At 48.0% G+C, this 18,535-nt stretch carries 15 protein-coding genes and 4 pseudogenes; 8 read left to right on the top strand and 11 right to left on the bottom strand.

The features are described from left to right. Positions 1 to 403: 403 nt before the first annotated feature. From C7N83_RS16050 to C7N83_RS08405, 7 genes and pseudogenes are all read right to left on the bottom strand, one after another. A pseudogene (locus C7N83_RS16050) lies at positions 404 to 823 on the bottom strand (transposase); the annotation flags it as partial. A 477-nt stretch (positions 824 to 1,300) separates the two neighbouring features. Continuing rightward, positions 1,301 to 2,488 carry an acetylornithine/succinyldiaminopimelate transaminase gene (locus tag C7N83_RS08430; protein ID WP_106741980.1) on the bottom strand — a complete coding sequence of 396 codons (1,188 nt, stop codon included), beginning with the start codon at positions 2,486 to 2,488 and terminating at the stop codon, positions 1,301 to 1,303. A gap of 160 nt (positions 2,489 to 2,648) precedes the next feature. Then, a pseudogene (locus tag C7N83_RS16045) lies at positions 2,649 to 2,935 on the bottom strand (IS1595 family transposase); the annotation flags it as partial. Positions 2,936 to 3,031: 96 nt separating this feature from the next. After that, positions 3,032 to 4,078 (bottom strand): recombinase RecA, encoded by a 1,047-nt coding sequence (recA, locus tag C7N83_RS08420; protein ID WP_106741977.1) that lies wholly within the window; start codon positions 4,076 to 4,078, stop codon positions 3,032 to 3,034. Between the two features lie 762 nt (positions 4,079 to 4,840). Beyond that, positions 4,841 to 5,827, bottom strand: coding sequence for a lipoyl synthase (gene lipA / locus C7N83_RS08415; protein ID WP_106741976.1), 987 nt, complete (start codon positions 5,825 to 5,827; stop codon positions 4,841 to 4,843). Beyond that, entirely contained in the window at positions 5,827 to 6,441 is a 615-nt protein-coding gene (gene lipB, locus C7N83_RS08410; RefSeq protein ID WP_106741974.1) for a lipoyl(octanoyl) transferase LipB, read from the bottom strand. The genes lipA and lipB overlap by 1 nt, the downstream gene beginning before the upstream one ends. 1 nt (position 6,442) lies before the next feature. Beyond that, positions 6,443 to 6,730, bottom strand: a complete 288-nt coding sequence (locus C7N83_RS08405) for a YbeD family protein (protein ID WP_106741973.1) — start codon at positions 6,728 to 6,730, stop codon at positions 6,443 to 6,445. 230 nt (positions 6,731 to 6,960) lie between these two features. Here C7N83_RS08405 and lon point away from each other — a divergent pair, with 230 nt between their 5' ends. The 4 genes from lon to C7N83_RS08385 all read left to right on the top strand — a co-directional run bounded on the left by lon (position 6,961) and on the right by C7N83_RS08385 (position 11,929). Next, positions 6,961 to 9,414 carry an endopeptidase La gene (gene lon / locus C7N83_RS08400; RefSeq protein ID WP_106741971.1) on the top strand — a complete coding sequence of 818 codons (2,454 nt, stop codon included), beginning with the start codon at positions 6,961 to 6,963 and terminating at the stop codon, positions 9,412 to 9,414. Between the two features lie 186 nt (positions 9,415 to 9,600). Beyond that, positions 9,601 to 9,870 (top strand): HU family DNA-binding protein, encoded by a 270-nt coding sequence (locus C7N83_RS08395; protein ID WP_106741970.1) that lies wholly within the window; start codon positions 9,601 to 9,603, stop codon positions 9,868 to 9,870. 194 nt (positions 9,871 to 10,064) lie between these two features. Beyond that, positions 10,065 to 10,679 carry a riboflavin synthase subunit alpha gene (locus C7N83_RS08390; protein WP_106741968.1) on the top strand — a complete coding sequence of 205 codons (615 nt, stop codon included), beginning with the start codon at positions 10,065 to 10,067 and terminating at the stop codon, positions 10,677 to 10,679. Positions 10,680 to 11,062: 383 nt separating this feature from the next. Next, positions 11,063 to 11,929, top strand: coding sequence for an ATP-binding protein (locus tag C7N83_RS08385; protein ID WP_106741967.1), 867 nt, complete (start codon positions 11,063 to 11,065; stop codon positions 11,927 to 11,929). Between the two features lie 57 nt (positions 11,930 to 11,986). Here the strand turns inward: C7N83_RS08385 and C7N83_RS08380 are convergent, their stop codons facing one another. Next, entirely contained in the window at positions 11,987 to 12,358 is a 372-nt protein-coding gene (locus C7N83_RS08380) for a Spy/CpxP family protein refolding chaperone (protein WP_106741965.1), read from the bottom strand. 338 nt (positions 12,359 to 12,696) lie between these two features. Between C7N83_RS08380 and rpe the strand changes: the two genes are divergently transcribed. Beyond that, positions 12,697 to 13,380, top strand: a complete 684-nt coding sequence (gene rpe, locus C7N83_RS08375) for a ribulose-phosphate 3-epimerase (protein WP_106741963.1) — start codon at positions 12,697 to 12,699, stop codon at positions 13,378 to 13,380. A 143-nt stretch (positions 13,381 to 13,523) separates the two neighbouring features. Here the strand turns inward: rpe and purM are convergent, their stop codons facing one another. Further along, positions 13,524 to 14,558, bottom strand: coding sequence for a phosphoribosylformylglycinamidine cyclo-ligase (gene purM / locus C7N83_RS08370; RefSeq protein WP_106741962.1), 1,035 nt, complete (start codon positions 14,556 to 14,558; stop codon positions 13,524 to 13,526). Between the two features lie 209 nt (positions 14,559 to 14,767). Between purM and C7N83_RS08365 the strand changes: the two genes are divergently transcribed. The 3 genes from C7N83_RS08365 (at position 14,768) to mog (ending at position 17,367) form a co-directional block, all read left to right on the top strand. Beyond that, a complete protein-coding gene (locus tag C7N83_RS08365; RefSeq protein WP_106741960.1) occupies positions 14,768 to 15,838 on the top strand; it encodes an AI-2E family transporter in 1,071 nt (356 codons plus the stop codon). 117 nt (positions 15,839 to 15,955) lie between these two features. Continuing rightward, positions 15,956 to 16,672 carry an S-methyl-5'-thioinosine phosphorylase gene (locus C7N83_RS08360; RefSeq protein WP_106741958.1) on the top strand — a complete coding sequence of 239 codons (717 nt, stop codon included), beginning with the start codon at positions 15,956 to 15,958 and terminating at the stop codon, positions 16,670 to 16,672. Between the two features lie 98 nt (positions 16,673 to 16,770). Next, positions 16,771 to 17,367 (top strand): molybdopterin adenylyltransferase, encoded by a 597-nt coding sequence (gene mog / locus C7N83_RS08355; protein ID WP_106741957.1) that lies wholly within the window; start codon positions 16,771 to 16,773, stop codon positions 17,365 to 17,367. A gap of 164 nt (positions 17,368 to 17,531) precedes the next feature. Here mog and C7N83_RS08350 read toward each other — a convergent pair. Beyond that, a pseudogene (locus tag C7N83_RS08350) lies at positions 17,532 to 18,188 on the bottom strand (IS1595 family transposase). 70 nt (positions 18,189 to 18,258) lie between these two features. After that, positions 18,259 to 18,535: pseudogene (locus C7N83_RS14800) on the bottom strand (hypothetical protein); the annotation flags it as partial.

The following is an 18,535-nucleotide window of genomic DNA, read 5'->3' as shown; positions in this document are numbered from 1 at the left end:
CAGTCGGCATGATGCGTAAAGCACACAGCTACTGTCGATCTGTTATCCGAAGAAGATCGTTGCCGAAAACGTGTTATGTCATGGCACAGGGTTTTGGAACGCGCACCGTACATTCCGATCCAACTATGCTTCTTATTTCGGGCTGCTAACAGTAACGGCGCAAAGCCGGTTTAAAGGCGGTTTGTATCAACCTGCTTCGTGTGCCTATTTCGGCCTGAAAGGATAAAATACGCCCTAAAGACAGGGAATACGCGCACGTGACTGTAGGTGCACACCTTACAAGCAGGCTACGCTTGCTATAAACAGGTTACGCTTGTGCATATATTTGTGCATATATTAAGAATATACCTGCAATTCCATTCGAATAGACGAGGTCGTTCAAAATCCTGTGTCAACTTGAATTCTACAACCGGATAATGCCGTCTGGCCGGCCGTCAAAACAAACCGCCAACTGCGGGAGCGTCTGCCCCCGGTTTGCAATCGGCATCGTCCATTTCCCCAAAGCCTTACCGATACCGCCATATAAAAGCTTCAGCAGGCCGGTTTCATTGGGGAATGCGCCTTGGGTTTTGGCCAGCTTCCGAAACTAGCGGTGTACCGCCTCTGCCGCATTGGTCGTATAAATCGGTTTGCGTACGGCTCCGGGGCAGCGGAAACAGGCAGACAGGAGCGGCCGTTTGCTGCGCCATGACTGTATCACTTTCGGGTATTTCCGCTCCATTTCTCTTCCGGTCCGTCCAAAGCCGCTTCCGCCGCTTCGCGGTATATGGGTTTCAGCCTTTTGGCCTTTGCTGGCGACACAGCGCAAACTGTTGCGGGTTTGGTCATGTGTCTTCTCCTTTATGGGGGTTTAGGGGATTGACACAGATTTTTGAACAGTACCATCGGTTAGGTAATATCGCTGATTGAATGAATCATGCGACATGAGGTAAGTCGGATTCTTGAAGCCGACACTTGCTTAAAATGCATGGGAACCATTCCAATTCAAGTTAAAGTTTGCTATTGCGGGCAGACCGGATACAGGAATCCGATCTGCCCGTATCATCATTTTTAAGTTAATGAGCGATAATTTACCGCATTCTTAAGCGTATAAGACTGCAATTTTTCCTCCGCAAAATAGTGCCACCGGCGTTGTGATTTTTGTGGGTTTTTATCAATCGATTAAGCTGTATTGGGATTTTACAGGTTTGTTTTTCTTAATTATATTGTGTGAATAATGCGGTTATTTCTGGCAAGTAAAGGCCATCTGAAAAGAGCGCTGAATTTTTCAGACGGCCTGTGCCGACTGCAAAATCCATTGTCAAGCCGCAGCCAGCCATTCGTTGATGGCGGCTTCCAAACGCTTCATCCCTTCTTCTAAATCCCTGTCATTCAAAAGCAGGCTTGGCGCGAAACGTACCACATTCGGTCCGGCCGTCAATACCATCAGGCCGTGTTTCAATGCTGTATTGAAAATTTCGCCGGCGCGGTTTTCGTATTGATCGGCCATCACCGCACCCAACAGTAAACCCATACCGCGCACTTGTCTGAACACACCGGTACACTCGCCGATTCGGCTTAAGGCCGTCTGAAGTTTTTCACCTTGGGTTCGTACATGATTTAATGTTTCAGGGCGGTTAATGATGTCGAATGCGCGGTTAGCTACGGCGCAAGCCAAGGGATTGCCGCCGAAGGTCGAACCGTGTGTACCGGGGCCGAAGGTCGGGGCGATTGGGTCGGTAGTCACAATTGCGCCAATCGGGAAGCCGCAGCCTAAAGCTTTAGCAAGGCTCATGATGTCGGGGGTGACGCCGTAATGTTCGTAGGCGAACAGTTTGCCGGTGTGGCCGATGCCGGTTTGCACTTCATCAAAAATCAGCAAGGCATTGTGTCGGTCGCACAAGAGACGGGCGGCTTCGAGATATTCCTGCGTGGCAGGCAAAATGCCGCTTTCGCCTTGAATCGGCTCGATAATCACGGCGCAAGTTTGGTCGCTGACGGCGGATTCGAGTGCGGCAGCGTCATTGAAGGCAACGTGGGTAATGCCTTGAGGCAGAGGTGCGTAATCTTGACTGTATTTCGGCTGGCCGCCGACCGATACGGTAAATAATGTGCGGCCGTGGAAGCTGTTGGTGCAGGCGATGATTTCGGTTTTGTGTTTGCCGAAATGGTCGCGGCCGTGTTTTCGTGCGAGTTTCAGCGCGGCTTCGTTGGCTTCCGCACCGGAATTGCAGAAAAATACTTTGTTGCCAAAACTGTGTTCCACCAAGCGGCGGGCTAAGTCTTGTGCGGGCAAAGTGGTGTAGATATTGGAAATGTGCCACACCTTTTGCGCCTGTCGGTTGAGCGCGTCAATCAATTCAGGATGGCTGTGGCCTAAGGCATTCACGGCAATGCCGCCCGACAAATCAATCAGCTCGCGCCCTTCGGTATCCCACACACGGCTGCCCGAAGCGCATTCGGGAACCATCGAGGCAAATGAGAAATTGGGGATGAGATAATTGCTCATGGCAGCTTCCTTTGCTGAAATTAGAGTTGGATATTTTCATGAAAACGAGCGTTTGATTATGCGCCGACTGTTGTCGGTTTTCAAGATAAACGGCCGTCTGAAAACGGAATAATGGTTTCAGACGGCCTGTTACAATCCAAATCAAGTTGAAAAGATCTCAGCCCATATTTACAAGATTATCGTATGGCTTCCGGCCACCAGTGTCGATTTCGCCGTCGACATAAATAATATGGCCGCGTATCACTTTGATTAACGGAGCTGTTGGCGCGTTAGGAGCAATCCCGGTACAGACAACGCCGTTACGTTTCAATATTCCGAAGGCAATGGAGTTACCCGAAGCGCCTATTTCTAATACTTTGTGCACCGGAGTAAGACTCATTTAATTTGACAATGCCGGACAGGGGAGAATTTTGTTCACATTAAGGATGCAATCCTGTACCTGATTTCAGGTAGACAGGATGGATACTGCAGCCTCAAATCAAAAAGAACAGGCATTAAGCCTGCTCTTTTGAGTGGGTTTGAAAATCCGCCGAGGTGTCGGTTTTACTCTTCCGGACGCTCGCCGTCGGTATCATCGATTTTGTCTTCGGTGATGTTGATATTGATGCCGACTGCCGAACGGATTTTGGCATCGATTTCATCAGCTACTTCCGGGTTTTCTTTCAACCACAAGCGGACATTGTCTTTACCTTGGCCGATTTTGGCACCGCTGTAGCTATACCATGCGCCAGACTTTTCCACGATTCCATGCTTCACGCCGATGTCGATCAATTCGCCCTCCCAGCTGATGCCTTCGCCGTAGAGAATATCGAATTCGGCTTGACGGAATGGAGGTGCGACTTTGTTTTTAATCACTTTGACCTTGGTTTCGTTACCAATGACATCATCGCCTTTTTTGATTTGGCCGGTGCGTCGGATATCCAAGCGCACGGAAGCGTAGAATTTCAGTGCATTGCCGCCGGTAGTGGTTTCAGGGCTACCGAACATCACGCCGATTTTCATGCGGATTTGATTAATGAACACCACCAAAGTATTGGTGCGTTTGATGTGACCGGTCAGTTTGCGCAAGGCTTGACTCATCAAGCGTGCCTGCAGACCGACGTGGCTGTCGCCCATTTCGCCTTCAATTTCGGCTTTCGGTACCAATGCGGCCACCGAGTCAACCACCACCATGTCCACACCGCCCGAGCGTACCAAGGTATCACAGATTTCCAAGGCTTGTTCACCGGTGTCAGGTTGGGAAAGATACAATTCTTCAACTTTTACGTCCAACTTGCGCGCATAAATCGGATCGAATGCGTGTTCGGCATCGATAAAGGCGCACACGCCGCCGGATTTTTGACATTGCGCAATCGCTTCCAAGCACAAAGTGGTTTTACCGGATGATTCAGGACCGAAGATTTCAACCACGCGGCCGCGCGGCAAACCGCCTACGCCTAAAGCCAAGTCCAAGCCGAGCGAGCCGGTTGGGATTACTTCTAAGTTTTCCTCTTGATGGCTGCCGTCCATCTTCATGATGGAGCCTTTACCGAAATTTTTTTCGATTTGGGCTAAGGCGGCGGCAAGGGCTTTGCTTTTTTCATCTGACATAATGGTCTTTCTGTAAATGTTTTACGAATTAACTAAGAATTTATTTATCTATTATCACATAAATTAAGAAAAAGTATGGTTTTATTTTGTTTTAATTTTTAGAGAGCCTGAAAATTTTTCCAATAAGAAAATAATTTTCTATTAAAACATGCTGTTAGAAAAAAAGCATGTAGCAGTTTTTGCTTATTTGCTATCCAGCCAAATCCAAGTCAGAGAATGCTCGAAATCCGTCAATAAACCCAAATAAGGCAAGTCAGACGTCAAAATCTTGTTATTTAAGTAACCCAACCTCACAAAACAGCATATCGGGCGGCATTCCTTGGCTGCCGACAGCCTGCCAAGCGGACTTAGCCTTGCGGCTGACTATGGTGGCAAATCGCAAAGCAGATTATATCCGTGGCGGCCATCTGCCGATCAAGACGGCCGATGACAAAAACGGCATATTTGCCGCTGTCAAGCTTTTGTCGGCAAGTGTATAAATCCTCAAAAACCGCGCGGCTTTTACCTGAGGCCATGTCGGACAGCCAAGTTTGCAGCAGGCTGCACCTCGCGATCCATCTCGCTGTGAAGGGGGATTTGCGGCCATGACCGGTGTTAACGGTAGTGTGCCAAATGTATTTGGCTGTCATTCTGCGGCCTCCACGGGTGTATCTAGCAATTTCCCGACCTTGAAGCATAGTTTCAAAGCTTTTTAAGGCCGTCGCGCGCTATTTTACAGACTGAAAAATCATACTGTCTGAAGGCATAATCCACATGCTTGATTTAGTGATGGCTGCAACCGCCGCCATGACTTTCGCGCAAAGCTTCGGCGGCTTGTTCGTCTGCATGGTAGCTGGAACGGACCATCGCGCCGATGGCGGCATTGCTAAAGCCCAATTCATAAGCTTCTTTTTCGAAGATTTTGAATTGTTCGGGTGTCACATAACGCAATACAGGTAAGTGACCGTCTGAAGGTTGCAGATATTGGCCGATGGTGATCATCTCGATGTTGTGGACACGCATGTCGCGCATGATTTCGCGTACGTTTTCATCGGTTTCGCCCAAACCGACCATAATGCCGGATTTGGTCGGGATATGCGGCATCATTTCTTTATAGCGGCGCAGCAAATCCAAGGAGTGCTGATAGTTGGCACCCGGACGGGCTTTTTTATACAGGCTCGGATGGGTTTCCAGATTGTGGTTCATCACATCCGGCGGGGTTTGGGCCAGAATTTTCAGGGCAATGTCCAAGCGACCGCGGAAATCGGGCACAAGGATTTCGATTTTGGTGGTTGGGCTGCGTTCGCGGATGGCTTTAATGCAGTCAGCAAAGTGTTGTGCGCCGCCGTCACGCAAATCATCGCGGTCAACGGAAGTAATTACCACATAACGCAGATTCATCGCGGCTACGGATTCGGCCAGATTTTGCGGCTCATCCGGATCCAGATAGTTAGGACGGCCGTGGCCTACGTCACAAAACGGGCAGCGGCGGGTACAGATGTCGCCCATAATCATGAAGGTAGCCGTGCCTTTGCTGAAGCATTCGCCGATATTCGGGCAAGAAGCCTCTTCACATACGGTGTGCATTTTTTGTTCGCGCAAAATATCTTTGATTTCAAAGAATTTTTTAGAAGGTAGTTTGGCGCGGATCCATTCCGGCTTTTTTAATTTTTCCTGTAACGGCACCACTTTAATTGGAATGCGCGCGGTTTTGTCGGCACCGCGCAATTTTACGCCGCGTTTGGGATCGTCAATTTTAATTTCACTCATCATGCTTCTTTCGGAGTCAGTTGCGTGCTCAGATGGGCGGTCAGCTTTTCTCCCACTTCTGCAAGCGTTGGACACGGATTGATGAAATCCGCGATTTGGGTCATTTCCATACCGGCATAGCCGCAAGGGTTAATGTGGGTAAACGGACTCAAATCCATATCCACATTTAAGGCCAGGCCGTGATACACCGAGCCGTTTTTGATGCGCAGGCCAAGTGAGGCGATTTTTCGCCTGTCCACATACACGCCGGGACGTTTTGGCTCGGCGGTGGCTTCAATGCCGTATTCGGCCAGTGTGGCGATGATGCCGTTTTCAATTGCGGAAACGATATGGCGGACGCTGGTTTTGCGGCGTTTGAAGTCAATCATGGTATAAATCACCAATTGGCCGGGGCCGTGATAGGTGATTTGGCCGCCACGGTCGATTTGCACCACGGGAATATTGCCGCGAACCAACAAATGCTCGGGCTTGCCGGACAATCCTTGGGTAAACACCGGCGGATGCTCGACTACCCACAATTCATCTTCGGTATGCTCGTCACGGCCGAGGTTGAAGGCTTTCATCGCTTCGAATATCGGCTGATAGTCTGCCAGGCCTTTTTGTACGATTTTCATATCAGTAAATCACTTTAACCATTTCGTGCGACGTCAGGGCGCGGTAGATATTGTCTAATTGCTCCTTGCTGGTGGCTTCAATCTTTACGGTTGCGCCGGTGTAATTGCCTTTGCTGCTTGAGCGGGTGGTGATATGGGCTTCGGTGGTATCCGGGGCATGTTCCTGAATCACCGTCAAAATAGAGCTGACAAATTCAGGGTGGTTGAGCCCCATCACTTTTAGCGGAAAGACACACGGAAATTCGAGCAAAGTTTCGGCTTGTTCCGGGGTATGGGTTGGATTAGACATGAGAATTCCTTGTTAAGGCCGTCTGAAAGCAGGGTAAACCTTTTCAGACGGCCTGATTTTGTGTTCAAAGCTATTTTAACGCAAACACCAGGCCTTGTTAACCTGACTTATTTTTGCATTTGGAATGGTTATCGGGCAAATATGCGCATTAAGCCGGTTTTCAAGTCTTGAAATCCAATTTTTCAGCCCAATTTATGAAAAAACCTGATTCAAAACTGCAGAGATATACTATGTCAGAAAACAATAAATATTTTGAGGAATACAGCGCACTGGCTACCTTGCCGCTGCGCGATGTCGTGGTTTATCCGCACATGGTGCTACCTTTGTTTGTTGGCCGTCCGAAATCGATTGCCGCACTGGAAATAGCGATGAGTAATGACGATCCTGTCTTTTTGCTGGCTCAATTAGACCCGAATACTGAAGAGCCAACTGTGCAAGACTTGCACCGTATGGGTACGGTGGCTCAAGTATTGCAGGTATTGAAGCTGCCGGACGGCACGGTCAAAGTCTTGGTGGAAGGCGTGCGCCGCGCACGTGCGTTGACGGTGGAAGATAAAGGTGATTTGTTTTTGTCGCACGTTGAAGCGGTGGATGAAAATAAAGATGAAGGCAATCTCGATATGGAAGCCTTGCGCCGTACTTTATTGTCTCAGTTTGAACAATATGCCAAATTAAATAAAAAAATTCCGGCGGAAGTGGTAAATACCATCAACGGCATCAGCGAAAACAGCCGTTTGGTCGACACCATCGCCGCGCATTTGCAATTGAAGCTGGAGCAACGCCAGGAGATTTTAGAAACCGCCAGCATTGTCGGCCGCATGGAATTTTTACTTGGTCAATTGGAAGCCGAACTCGACATCATGCAGGTCGAGAAGCGTATTCGCGGCCGTGTGAAACGCCAAATGGAAAAATCGCAGCGTGAGTATTATCTCAACGAGCAAGTTAAAGCGATTCAGAAAGAACTGGGCGAAGACGACGAGCGCGGCGAACTCGAGGCACTTGAAGCTAAAATAAAAGCCGCCGGCATGAGTAAAGAAGCGCAAGAAAAAGCTTTGGGTGAATTGAAAAAGCTGAAAATGATGCCACCGATGTCAGCTGAATCGACTGTAGTACGCAACTATATCGATACGCTGCTTGATTTACCGTGGAAGAAAAAAACGCGTGTAATCAGAGATATTGCCAAAGCAGATTTGGTGTTGAATGCCGACCATTTCGGTTTGGAAAAAGTCAAAGAGCGAATTTTGGAATACTTGGCGGTACAAAAGCGCAGTGATAAGCTCAGAGGTCCGATTTTGTGTCTGGTCGGCCCGCCAGGCGTGGGTAAAACTTCACTGGGGCAATCAATTGCCAAAGCCACCGGCCGCAAATATGTGCGCATGGCCTTAGGTGGCGTGAAAGACGAAAGCGAAATCCGTGGCCACCGCCGTACTTACATCGGCTCGATGCCGGGAAAAATCATCCAAAGCATGATTAAAGCCGAAGTAAGAAATCCGTTGTTCCTACTCGATGAAATCGACAAATTGGGCAACGATTTCCGTGGTGATCCGGCTTCTGCTTTGTTGGAAGTGCTTGATCCGGAACAAAACAACGCATTTTCCGATCACTTCATTGAAGTGGATTATGATTTGAGCAATGTATTGTTTATTGCTACTTCCAACAGCATGAATATTCCACCGGCTTTGCTTGACCGTATGGAAATCATTCGCTTGTCGGGCTACACCGAAGACGAAAAAGTCAGCATTGCCATGCAGTATCTCGTGCCAAAGCAAATGGAACACAACGGCGTGCGCGATGGCGAGATGGTGATTGAAGAATCTGCCGTGCGCGACATCGTGCGTTATTACACGCGTGAAGCCGGTGTGCGCTCGCTTGATCGTGAAATCGCCAAAATCTGCCGTAAAGTGGTTATGGCGGTGCAGCTTAAAGAAGATAAGCAAAAATCGAAAAACCGCAAAACCAAACCTAAGGCGATTGTGGTTAACGCCGATAACCTGCATGATTATTTGGGTGTGCGTCGCTTCGATTTCGGTATGGCCGAGAGTGAAAACCGCATTGGACAAGTTACCGGCCTGGCGTGGACGGAAGTCGGCGGTGAATTGCTGACAGTGGAGGCTGTGGCCCTGCCTGGTAAAGGTAATATTCAATCGACCGGTCAATTGGGCGATGTGATGAAGGAATCGGTAAGCGCCGCTTGGTCGGTATTGCGTTCCCGTTCCGAATCGATCGGCCTAGCACCGAATTTCTACGAAAAACAGGATATACATGTGCATGTGCCTGAAGGTGCAACGCCGAAAGACGGTCCGAGTGCGGGTATTGCCATGACTTTGGCAATGGTTTCCGCGTTTACCGGTATTCCGGTACGTGCCGATGTGGCAATGACGGGCGAGATTACCCTGCGTGGTGAAGTGTTGCCGATTGGCGGTTTGAAAGAGAAATTGCTGGCGGCTCTGCGCGGCGGTATCAAACATGTTTTGATTCCTAAAGACAATGTCAAAGATTTGGAAGAAATTCCAGACAACGTGAAAAAAGGTTTGGAAATCCATGCCGTCAAATGGATTGACGAAGTATTGGCTTTGGGATTGGAATATCAGCCGCAGCCTTGGCAGGCCCCGTTGGAAAATGCGGAAACCTTGGCCGAAAGCTCGAAAATCAAGCCGTCACGATCCAAAGCCACAAAACACTGATTTCGTACAAATGTGTTGTAAAAGGATACGGATTTATTTTCAATGCCTGAAAATTAAAGCAATTCCCTATCTTTTCGCTTGACATGGTAATTTCGGAATTGCTATAAAGCATACAGGTACTCAGAAGTACGAAAAGCCCGAATTATCGGGTTCTCTATTATTTTCAACGATAGGAAGGGACTGATTGTGAACAAGTCTGAATTAATTGAAGCGATTGCTCAAGAAGCTGGTATTTCAAAAGCGGCTGCCCAAAAAGCATTGGACGCGACTACTAATGCCGTAACTGAAGCGCTGAAAAAAGGTGACACTGTCACTTTAGTAGGTTTTGGTACTTTCTACGTTGGCGAACGTGCCGAGCGTCAAGGCCGTAACCCTAAAACTGGCGAGCCTTTGACCATTTCTGCTGCAAAAACTCCTAAATTCCGTGCCGGTAAAGCATTAAAAGACGCGCTGTGATATTTCATGAAGCATGATCATAAAAACCGAATCTGGCCGATTCGGTTTTTTGTTTGGTTGGCGTAAGATTGTTTGTTCAAAGCATTAATCTAATCACGTTATCAAATCAGGCCGTCTGAAAAAAGCTTACTCATTCAGACAGGCTGATACATTTTGCGTTACAATTCTACTAATCCAAAATACAAGGTATCAAAATGTTTACAGGTATTGTACAAGGGATTGGACGCATTGTGGCGGTGAACCAGCCGTCGTCCGATTTTCGTACCCATATCGTCGAATTGCCGATAAGTATGGCCGATAATCTGCAAATCGGCGCATCGATTGCCCATAATGGCTGCTGCCTGACCATTACGCAGATTGAGGCCAATCATCAGGTCAGCTTTGATTTGATGAGTGAAACGTTGGTCAAAACCAACTTAGGCCGTCTGAAAGCAGGAGATTTCGTTAATTTGGAACGCGCCGCCCGGTTTGGCAGTGAAATCGGCGGCCATCTAATGAGCGGCCATGTGATGGCCACTACATCAATTACCCGTATCGATGAAAACGGATTCAACCGCACGGTTTGGTTTCATTTGCCATTTGATTTGAAACCATATATTTTGACTAAAGGTTTTGTAGGCTTGGATGGTTGCAGCCTGACCATCGGTGAAGTTACCGGTAATGAATTCAATGTCCACCTGATTCCTGAAACCTTGGAACGCACTTTATTCGGCATGCGCCAAGTCGGTGATGAAATCAATATCGAAATCGACCCGCAAACGCAAGCTATTGTCGATACTGTTTTACGCGTGATGGCGCAACTAAAATAACAGGACGGGATCTTTTCAAATCCCCAGATTTGAGTAAGGTTCAAAGCAGCCGAAGTTAGAATGTGCGGATATATCATAAAAGAAAGGCTAAGCGTTCAAGAAGCGTAGTGCGAAGAAATACCCCGGAGATGGCACTTTGTACAAAGGTCTCAGATGTTGAAAAAAGTCAGGTTGTTGGCACTTTTTGTGCGGAACAGCTTTTGTTTTCTGTTGAAACGATTGTTTTTGGGTTTTCGAGTATCTTTAAGAATCATGTGGTTTGGCCGTGCCTTTCAGTATTCCTGACAACATTCAAAAATCCTAAAAGGGGTTTCAAGCGAAAAACAAAAAACGCAAACAACGCTGGAATTTTCTATATCCCGAGTCGTCCGAAAAGAAAAATTATGGAATTAGCTGAATTTTTGAAAAAAGCCGATTCGGTTTTAAACCGTTTGAATTTGATTTTACCGGCAGAACAAAATGATATTAATTGGAATGCTTTGGCCTACCGCTGGCAGAGTATAGGGCACAAAGGCGTACTGGAAAGCCTGCCCAATCCGCATACCTTCCCATTAAGCCGCTTGGCTGCCGTTGGTTCGCAGACTGAACGCTTGATCCGCAATACCGAGCAATTTTTAGCAAACCGTCCGGCAAATAATGTCTTATTGAGTGGATCGCGCGGTACCGGCAAATCTTCGCTGGTAAAAGCATTGCTGCACGAATATGCCGACCAAAGTCTGCGTTTGGTTGAAGTCGATAAGAGCGATTTAATCACGTTGCCGGCCTTGTTGCCGCTTTTGGCAGAGCGTTTGGAAAAATTCATTATTTTCTGTGACGACTTGTCTTTCGAAACAGGCGACGAAACCTACAAAGCCCTGAAAACCACCTTAGATGGCGGCCTGTCGCAATCTTGCAGCAATGTATTAGTGTATGCTACGTCCAACCGCCGCCATTTAATGCCTGAATACATGGATGAAAACAGCGGCACTACCGGCATGCGCGGCGAAATTCATCAAAAAGAAGCCATCGAAGAAAAAGTATCTTTATCTGACCGCTTCGGATTGTGGTTGAGCTTCTATCCTTTTGATCAAAAAGATTATTTGCAGGCCGTAGAAAATTGGCTGAATGACTTCGGTGTGGAATATGATGAAACCGCTAGAAAAGCTGCGTTGTTATGGGCACAAATGCGCAGCAACCGTTCAGGCCGCTCAGCATGGCAGTTTGCCTGTGATTGGGCAGGGCGCTTGCCTGAACAACGTGTGGCAGATTAAAACAAAAAGGCACTTGAAAAAGTGCCTTTTTAATTACACGGTCGCATGTCGTGTGAATTAGCGCAGACAGGTATTCAGCCAAATCTGGCGCTGATTCGGGTTCAATAAATGATAAATTCTGTGTTGCATCGTCAATTCATCAACCGCAAAGTCCATGCGGGATAAATAACGGGCTTCAACATAATCGCGTGCGCTGTTTTGATCAAAATTAGGATTGGCTAAAATTTTCATGATGTTTCGACGGCGCGTGCGGTCAGTGCGTTGTTCTTTTTTGAAAGCTTTGTCGGCAGCTGCTTTGTAATCCGAACGAATACGACGCAGCGTATTTTGTTGTTCTTGGCTCAGATTCAATTGGCGGAAATTGCAATTGGGATGGAAATCGTCCAATTGTGTAGAATGGGGCGCCGCATAAATCAAACTGCTGCACATTAATAAAGCAGTAAACGATGAAACCTGAAAAACAAAAGGGGATTTCGACACAACAAACACAGTATTTTCCTAATTCTGAATACGTCTGCAATATAACGGATACGCATGTCAAAGGCGGTTTTATGTAAGTTAATTTTTGTCAACTTATCGTCAATTCAATATTAACAAACACTAATGTATGCTTTATTTTCAGTATGTTATAAGGCGTGTGATTATTTTTTCAGAAATGTTGCATTTATTCATTAATATTTTAAATAAATACATAATCCCTGATTTGCGTTAAAATAAACGCCAACAATCAACCATACTCATCAAACTTTCAAAATTTGGAGCATTCCATGAGCCACTACCGCATTTCCCCTAGCATTCTTTCTGCCGATTTCGCCCGTTTGGGTGAGGAAGTTGGTAATGTGATTGCTGCCGGTGCCGATCTGATTCATTTTGATGTGATGGATAACCATTATGTACCGAATCTCACCTTTGGTCCGATGATTTGTTCTGCGTTGAAACCTTATGCCGGTGTGCCGATTGATGTGCATTTGATGGTAGAGCCGGTTGATGATTTGATTCAGTCGTTTGCCAGAGCAGGAGCCGGCATCATTACTTTTCATCCTGAAGCCAGCAAACACGTTGACCGCAGCCTGAGCCTGATTCGTGATTTGGGTTGCCAAGCGGGTTTGGTGTTGAATCCGGCCACCTCGACGAACGTGTTTGAAAATGTTTTGGATCGCTTGGACATGGTGCTGTTGATGTCGGTAAATCCGGGATTCGGCGGACAAAGTTTTATTCCGCAAACTTTGGTGAAAATCCGCCAAGTGCGTGCTGTCTTGGACGAATATGAAGGGCAAACCGGCCGCCGCATTGCGCTGGAAGTAGATGGCGGGATTAAAGTAGAGAATATCGCTGAAATTGCCGCAGCAGGCGCGGATACGTTTGTGGCCGGTTCGGCCATTTTCAGCTGCCCTGATTACAAAGTCGTGATTGATCAAATGCGCGAAGAATTGGCGCGTGTTGGCAGGTGAATGAATCAGGCCATCTGAAAAGTGATGGCGCAATGAGCATCGGATGATACGTGAAAGAGATAAAATAGAACGATTTGTTTGGATGAGATAACGCATAACAAAAGGCCGTCTGAAAATTTCAGACGGCCTTTATCTGTTTAAATTCAAGCGACTTCGGTTTGGTGTTCATCGCCGTTACGCGCGCGGATTTCGCCCAAGCGGTAAACGGTTTCGCCTTGTTCGCGTAAGAATGCGGCAATTGCTTCGGCATCTTCTTTGGCGATAATCACAACCATGCCGATGCCGCAGTTGAAGGTGCGGTACATTTCCTGCTGCCCGATATTACCGGCTTGTTGCAGCCATTGGAACAATTTCGGCAATTCCCATGCTCCGGCATCGATTTGGGCAACGGTGTTTTCCGGCAAAACGCGAGGTACGTTTTCAGTGATGCCGCCGCCGGTAATGTGTGCCATACCTTTGATGGTGAATTGTTGCAACACCGACAAAATCGGTTTTACATACAGGCGGGTTGGGGCGATGATGGCTTCGCGCAGGGTTTTGCCTTTGTCGAATTCGGCATCTAAATCAGGATTGCTGAGTTCAATGATTTTGCGCACCAAAGAATAGCCGTTGGAATGCGCGCCGTTGGAAGCCAAACCCAGCACCACGTCACCGGCCGCAATCGAACGGCCGTTAATCACGCGTTCTTTTTCCACCACGCCGACGGCAAATCCGGCCAAATCGTATTCGCCTTCCGGATACATGCCCGGCATTTCGGCGGTTTCGCCGCCAATTAGGGCGCAGCCGGACTCTTCACAGCCTTGGGCAATACCTTTGACCACATCTGTGGCACGTGCAACATCGAGTTTGCCGCAGGCAAAGTAATCCAAGAAAAACAACGGCTCTGCGCCCTGCACCAGAATATCGTTTACGCTCATGGCCACTAAATCGATACCCACGGTGTCGTGTTTGTCCCAATCGAAAGCCAGTTTCAGCTTGGTGCCGACCCCGTCGGTGCCGCTGACCAAAACCGGATTTTGGTATTTTTTGCCGATTTCGACCAAAGCGCCGAAGCCGCCCAAACCACCCAGCACTTCGGGACGCATGGTTCGTTTGGCAAAGGGTTTGATGTTTTCAACCAGTTGGTCTCCTGCGTCAATATTGACACCGGCATCACGGTAGCTTAATGGAGTGCTCATGCGGGTAACTTCTCGTGTAAGGGATGGGACGGAATAATTACGTCTTATTCTACCTTATTTCGCGCAATTTGGCGTGACTATGCCGGCAGATTTTCAGGGGTTTTGCAGGCAATCGGCAGGCCGTCTGAAATGCTGTATTTCTTTATTCTGCATTCAGACAGCCTCTGCTATACTTTAGGCTGTCTGAATGTTTATGAACGGCTTGAACGATGTATCAAAAAAAACCGCGCGGCTATAAGCCATGGATTACCATGACCGTTGTTTTGGTCTTACTGGTGTGGCTGATTTATGCGTTGGGCAATATTCTGACGCCGTTTATTGTGGCGGCAGTGTTGGCTTATGTGCTCAATCCGATGGTCGAATGGCTGCAGTGCAAGCATTTGAAGCGCGGCATTGCTTCAATGGCTGTGATGATTTTTGCCTTGGCGGTATTGCTGGCCTTGCTGCTGATTATCATCCCGATGCTGATTGGCCAGTTTAACAATTTGATCGAGCGTTTGCCGCAGGTTGTCGATTTCCTGCAAAATGTACTGCTGCCGTGGGCCAACCGCCTGGGCGGCGACTTTATCGACATTGACAGCGAATCGATTGTGGCCTGGCTGCAATCGAACACTGGTGAACTGAGTAACACGCTCAAATCGGTGATGCCGACGTTGATGAAGCAAAGCAGCAATGTTGTGGTGGGTTTGACGAATTTAATGCTGCTGCCGTTTTTGCTGTATTACTTCTTGCTCGACTGGAAACGCTGGTCTTACGGCATCAGTGCCTTGGTGCCGCGCCGTTTTATCGACAGCTACACGCGCATCACCAAGAATATGGATCGGGTATTGGGTGAATTTTTGCGTGGCCAGTTGATGGTGATGCTGATTATGGGTTTGGTTTATGGCGTGGGTTTGATGCTGGTCGGTTTGGACTCAGGTTTCGCCATCGGTATGATTGCCGGTATTTTGGTATTTGTGCCTTATTTGGGCGCGTTTACCGGTTTGCTGTTGGCGACGGTTGCGGCGGTATTGCAGTTCGGCTCATGGTCGGGTTTGCTGATGGTGTGGGGTGTATTTGCGGTCGGCCAGTTCTTGGAAAGTTTCTTCATCACGCCGAAAATCGTCGGTGACCGTATCGGCCTGTCGCCATTCTGGGTTATTTTTTCACTGATGGCGTTCGGCCAGCTTATGGGCTTTGTCGGTATGTTAATCGGCTTGCCGTTGGCGGCAGTTACGCTGGTGTTGTTGCGCGAAGGCGTGAAGAATTATTTCAGCAGCCATTTTTACCAACATAAATAGCCATCCTCTGAATCAGGCCGTCTGAACGCAAAAATATCTGTTTCAGACGGCCTTTTATTGCATTTTCAAACAATAACCGTTAAGCTGAAACCGCTTGATTTTCAGAGGAGGATATTAATGCTGGCAATTATCGGCGGAAGCGGCTTCACCAAGCTGCCCCAACTCCGCATTACCGATCGCCGGATTGTACGCACGCCTTATGGTTTGACGAGCAGCCCGTTGCTGTTTGGCAAGCTCGGCAGTCAAGATATTGTGTTCTTGGCGCGTCATGGTTTCGGGCATACCGTCGCCCCGCATGAAATCAACTATCGTGCCAATATTTGGGCATTAGATTCCACCGGTGCGAAAGACATCATCTCTGTAGCTTCCGTAATCAGCATCAACAAAGCTTTGGAAAGCGGCAGTTTGGTTATGCCACATGATTTGATTGACTATACCCATTCGCGCGGTGCGACCTTTTTCGAAGGGCAGAAAAAACCGGTGCCGCACACCGATTTCACGTCGCCTTACACACAAAGCCTGCAAGCAAAATTAATCGCCCACGCCCAAGCCCATCAAATGCCGGTTTACCTCAGGGCGGTATACGGCTGTCTGCAAGGCCCGCGCTGGCCGACCCGTGCCGAAATCAATCGTTATCGCCAAGACGGTGTCGATGTATTGGGCATGACCGGTATGCCTGAAGCAATTTTGGCGCGTGAAATGGACATAAACTATGTGCATTTTTGCGGCATCATCGGCATAAGATGTATAGGCGAAGGCGCCGACCAAGACAGTTGTGTGATTGATTCACACCGATCCATCGAAAAAATCCGCCAGTTGCTGGTTGATTTGTAAACAAGCCGTCTGAAAAAGTAAGATTAATTATTGGTTTTATCCGCAGCCGGTCTGAAATCTTTCAGACGGGCCGCTTAGGCAGATAAAGAAAGCAACAAATGACAAAATCCACTTTAGCCACCGTTACCATCGGTTTGGTATCTGTCAGCGACCGCGCCAGCAGTGGTGTGTATGCCGATGAAGGTATTCCGTCGCTTAAAAACTGGTTACAGACCGCCTTGAAAAACCCCATTCATTTTGTCGAAGCCTTAATTCCAGACGAGCAGGGTGAAATCGAGCGAACCTTGGAAAAAATGGCCGATACAGACCAATGCGATATTGTATTCACTACCGGCGGCACCGGCCCCGCCCCGCGCGATGTCACGCCCGAAGCCACGCTCAATGTGGTTGATAAAGAAATGCTCGGGTTTGGCGAACAAATGCGCCGAATCAGCCTTTATTATATGCCGACCGCCATCCTGTCGCGCCAAACCGCCGGTATCCGCGGCAAAACCCTAATCGTCAATCTGCCCGGCCGCCCGAAAGCCATTGCCGAAACACTCGGCGGCGTGTGCGGTGAAAATGGCGGGATGAAAGTGCATGGTTTGTTTAGTGCGATTCCATATTGTGTCGATTTAATCGGCGGCGCATTTATCGAAACCGACGAAACCGTGAGCAAAGCCTTCCGTCCGAAACAGAAACAAACGATAAAATGATATCAAAGGCCGTCTGAAAACGATTCAGACGGCCTTTGATTTTGGTCAAACGATATACATGATTTCTATATTGGGAAAAGTCATTCGTTTAAAGTGTATAGTTGATAAAATTCAATTATGATTTAAAGTGTATTTATATTAAATCAGTGGCTTAGGAAGCAAATTTAATCCAAAGGCATATTCCGTGACATTTCCAACAAAATTGCATACAGGTTATCATGTCTGTGATTAAAGCGGAATCCCGTTTCTTTCAGGTGCCAATAAAATGTCCGTCCGGATACGCCGTTAAATTCAACCGGCCTGTTTTTTTTGCATAACCCCAATATGCCGAACCCCTCCGGCAAGCCCGTTACCTGCGTGACGGACACGGAAGTGTTTTTCACAGCCCATATCAACCAGAACCACGCCGGCCACCGGTATTGGTAACGCCTTTGATAGGGAGATGGCCCCGGATAACCTTTTGCAGCATGACTTTTGAAGCACCGGGTACGGTTCCGGTACGGACCTTGTCATCACGCTTCAATATGCCCAATACGGTGGTTTTTCCACCGGCTCCCCAAGCCCGTTTGCCACGGATGCGTCTGGCACCGGAATAAGGCTCATCCGGTTCGGTGATACCTGAAAACGGGGTTTGCTTCCCACATTCGTCAGCAAATACGGTGTTGCAGTTTGGGGAACGGGTTGTTGGCACTTCGGACACTGGCTGCCGTTAATCCGGCTGTGTCGGAAGCAGTCAAACCTGAGGCAGAAAGGTGTAATATTTGCCGGAATTTCTGCCCGGAAAGTTTACCGGACTTTGGGTACTTGTTTTTAATATAGATATCAGAAGCTTACCATAAAGTTTTATGATTTTGCTTACTAAGCCCCTAAATATTTAGGAGCTGACATAGATTAACCCCAAACACCACACCATTGCCGCAGCATTTCAAGCTGCCCGGACGGTACGCCAAAGTTAAAGCGGAACCCACATCCTTTCAAGGACAGCGGGCAAGATTTACGGCCAACCTCATTGTATTTGCGCAAGACGTACCTAGCCCGGTTCCAACAATTTCCAATGCCGCCGATAGGGTTTTGACGGTCTGCAAAAAGCTGTGAACGGTTGATGCGCTGATGCGCGAACCTGCCCCGCATCAAACACGCCACAGTTCCTGTCACTACCGGTATAAAC

This window comes from Neisseria iguanae (assembly GCF_003013245.1).
Classification (GTDB): domain Bacteria; phylum Pseudomonadota; class Gammaproteobacteria; order Burkholderiales; family Neisseriaceae; genus Neisseria; species Neisseria iguanae.
The sequence above is the reverse complement of the archived record's forward strand: the minus strand, read 5'-3'. Positions and strand labels throughout refer to the sequence as shown.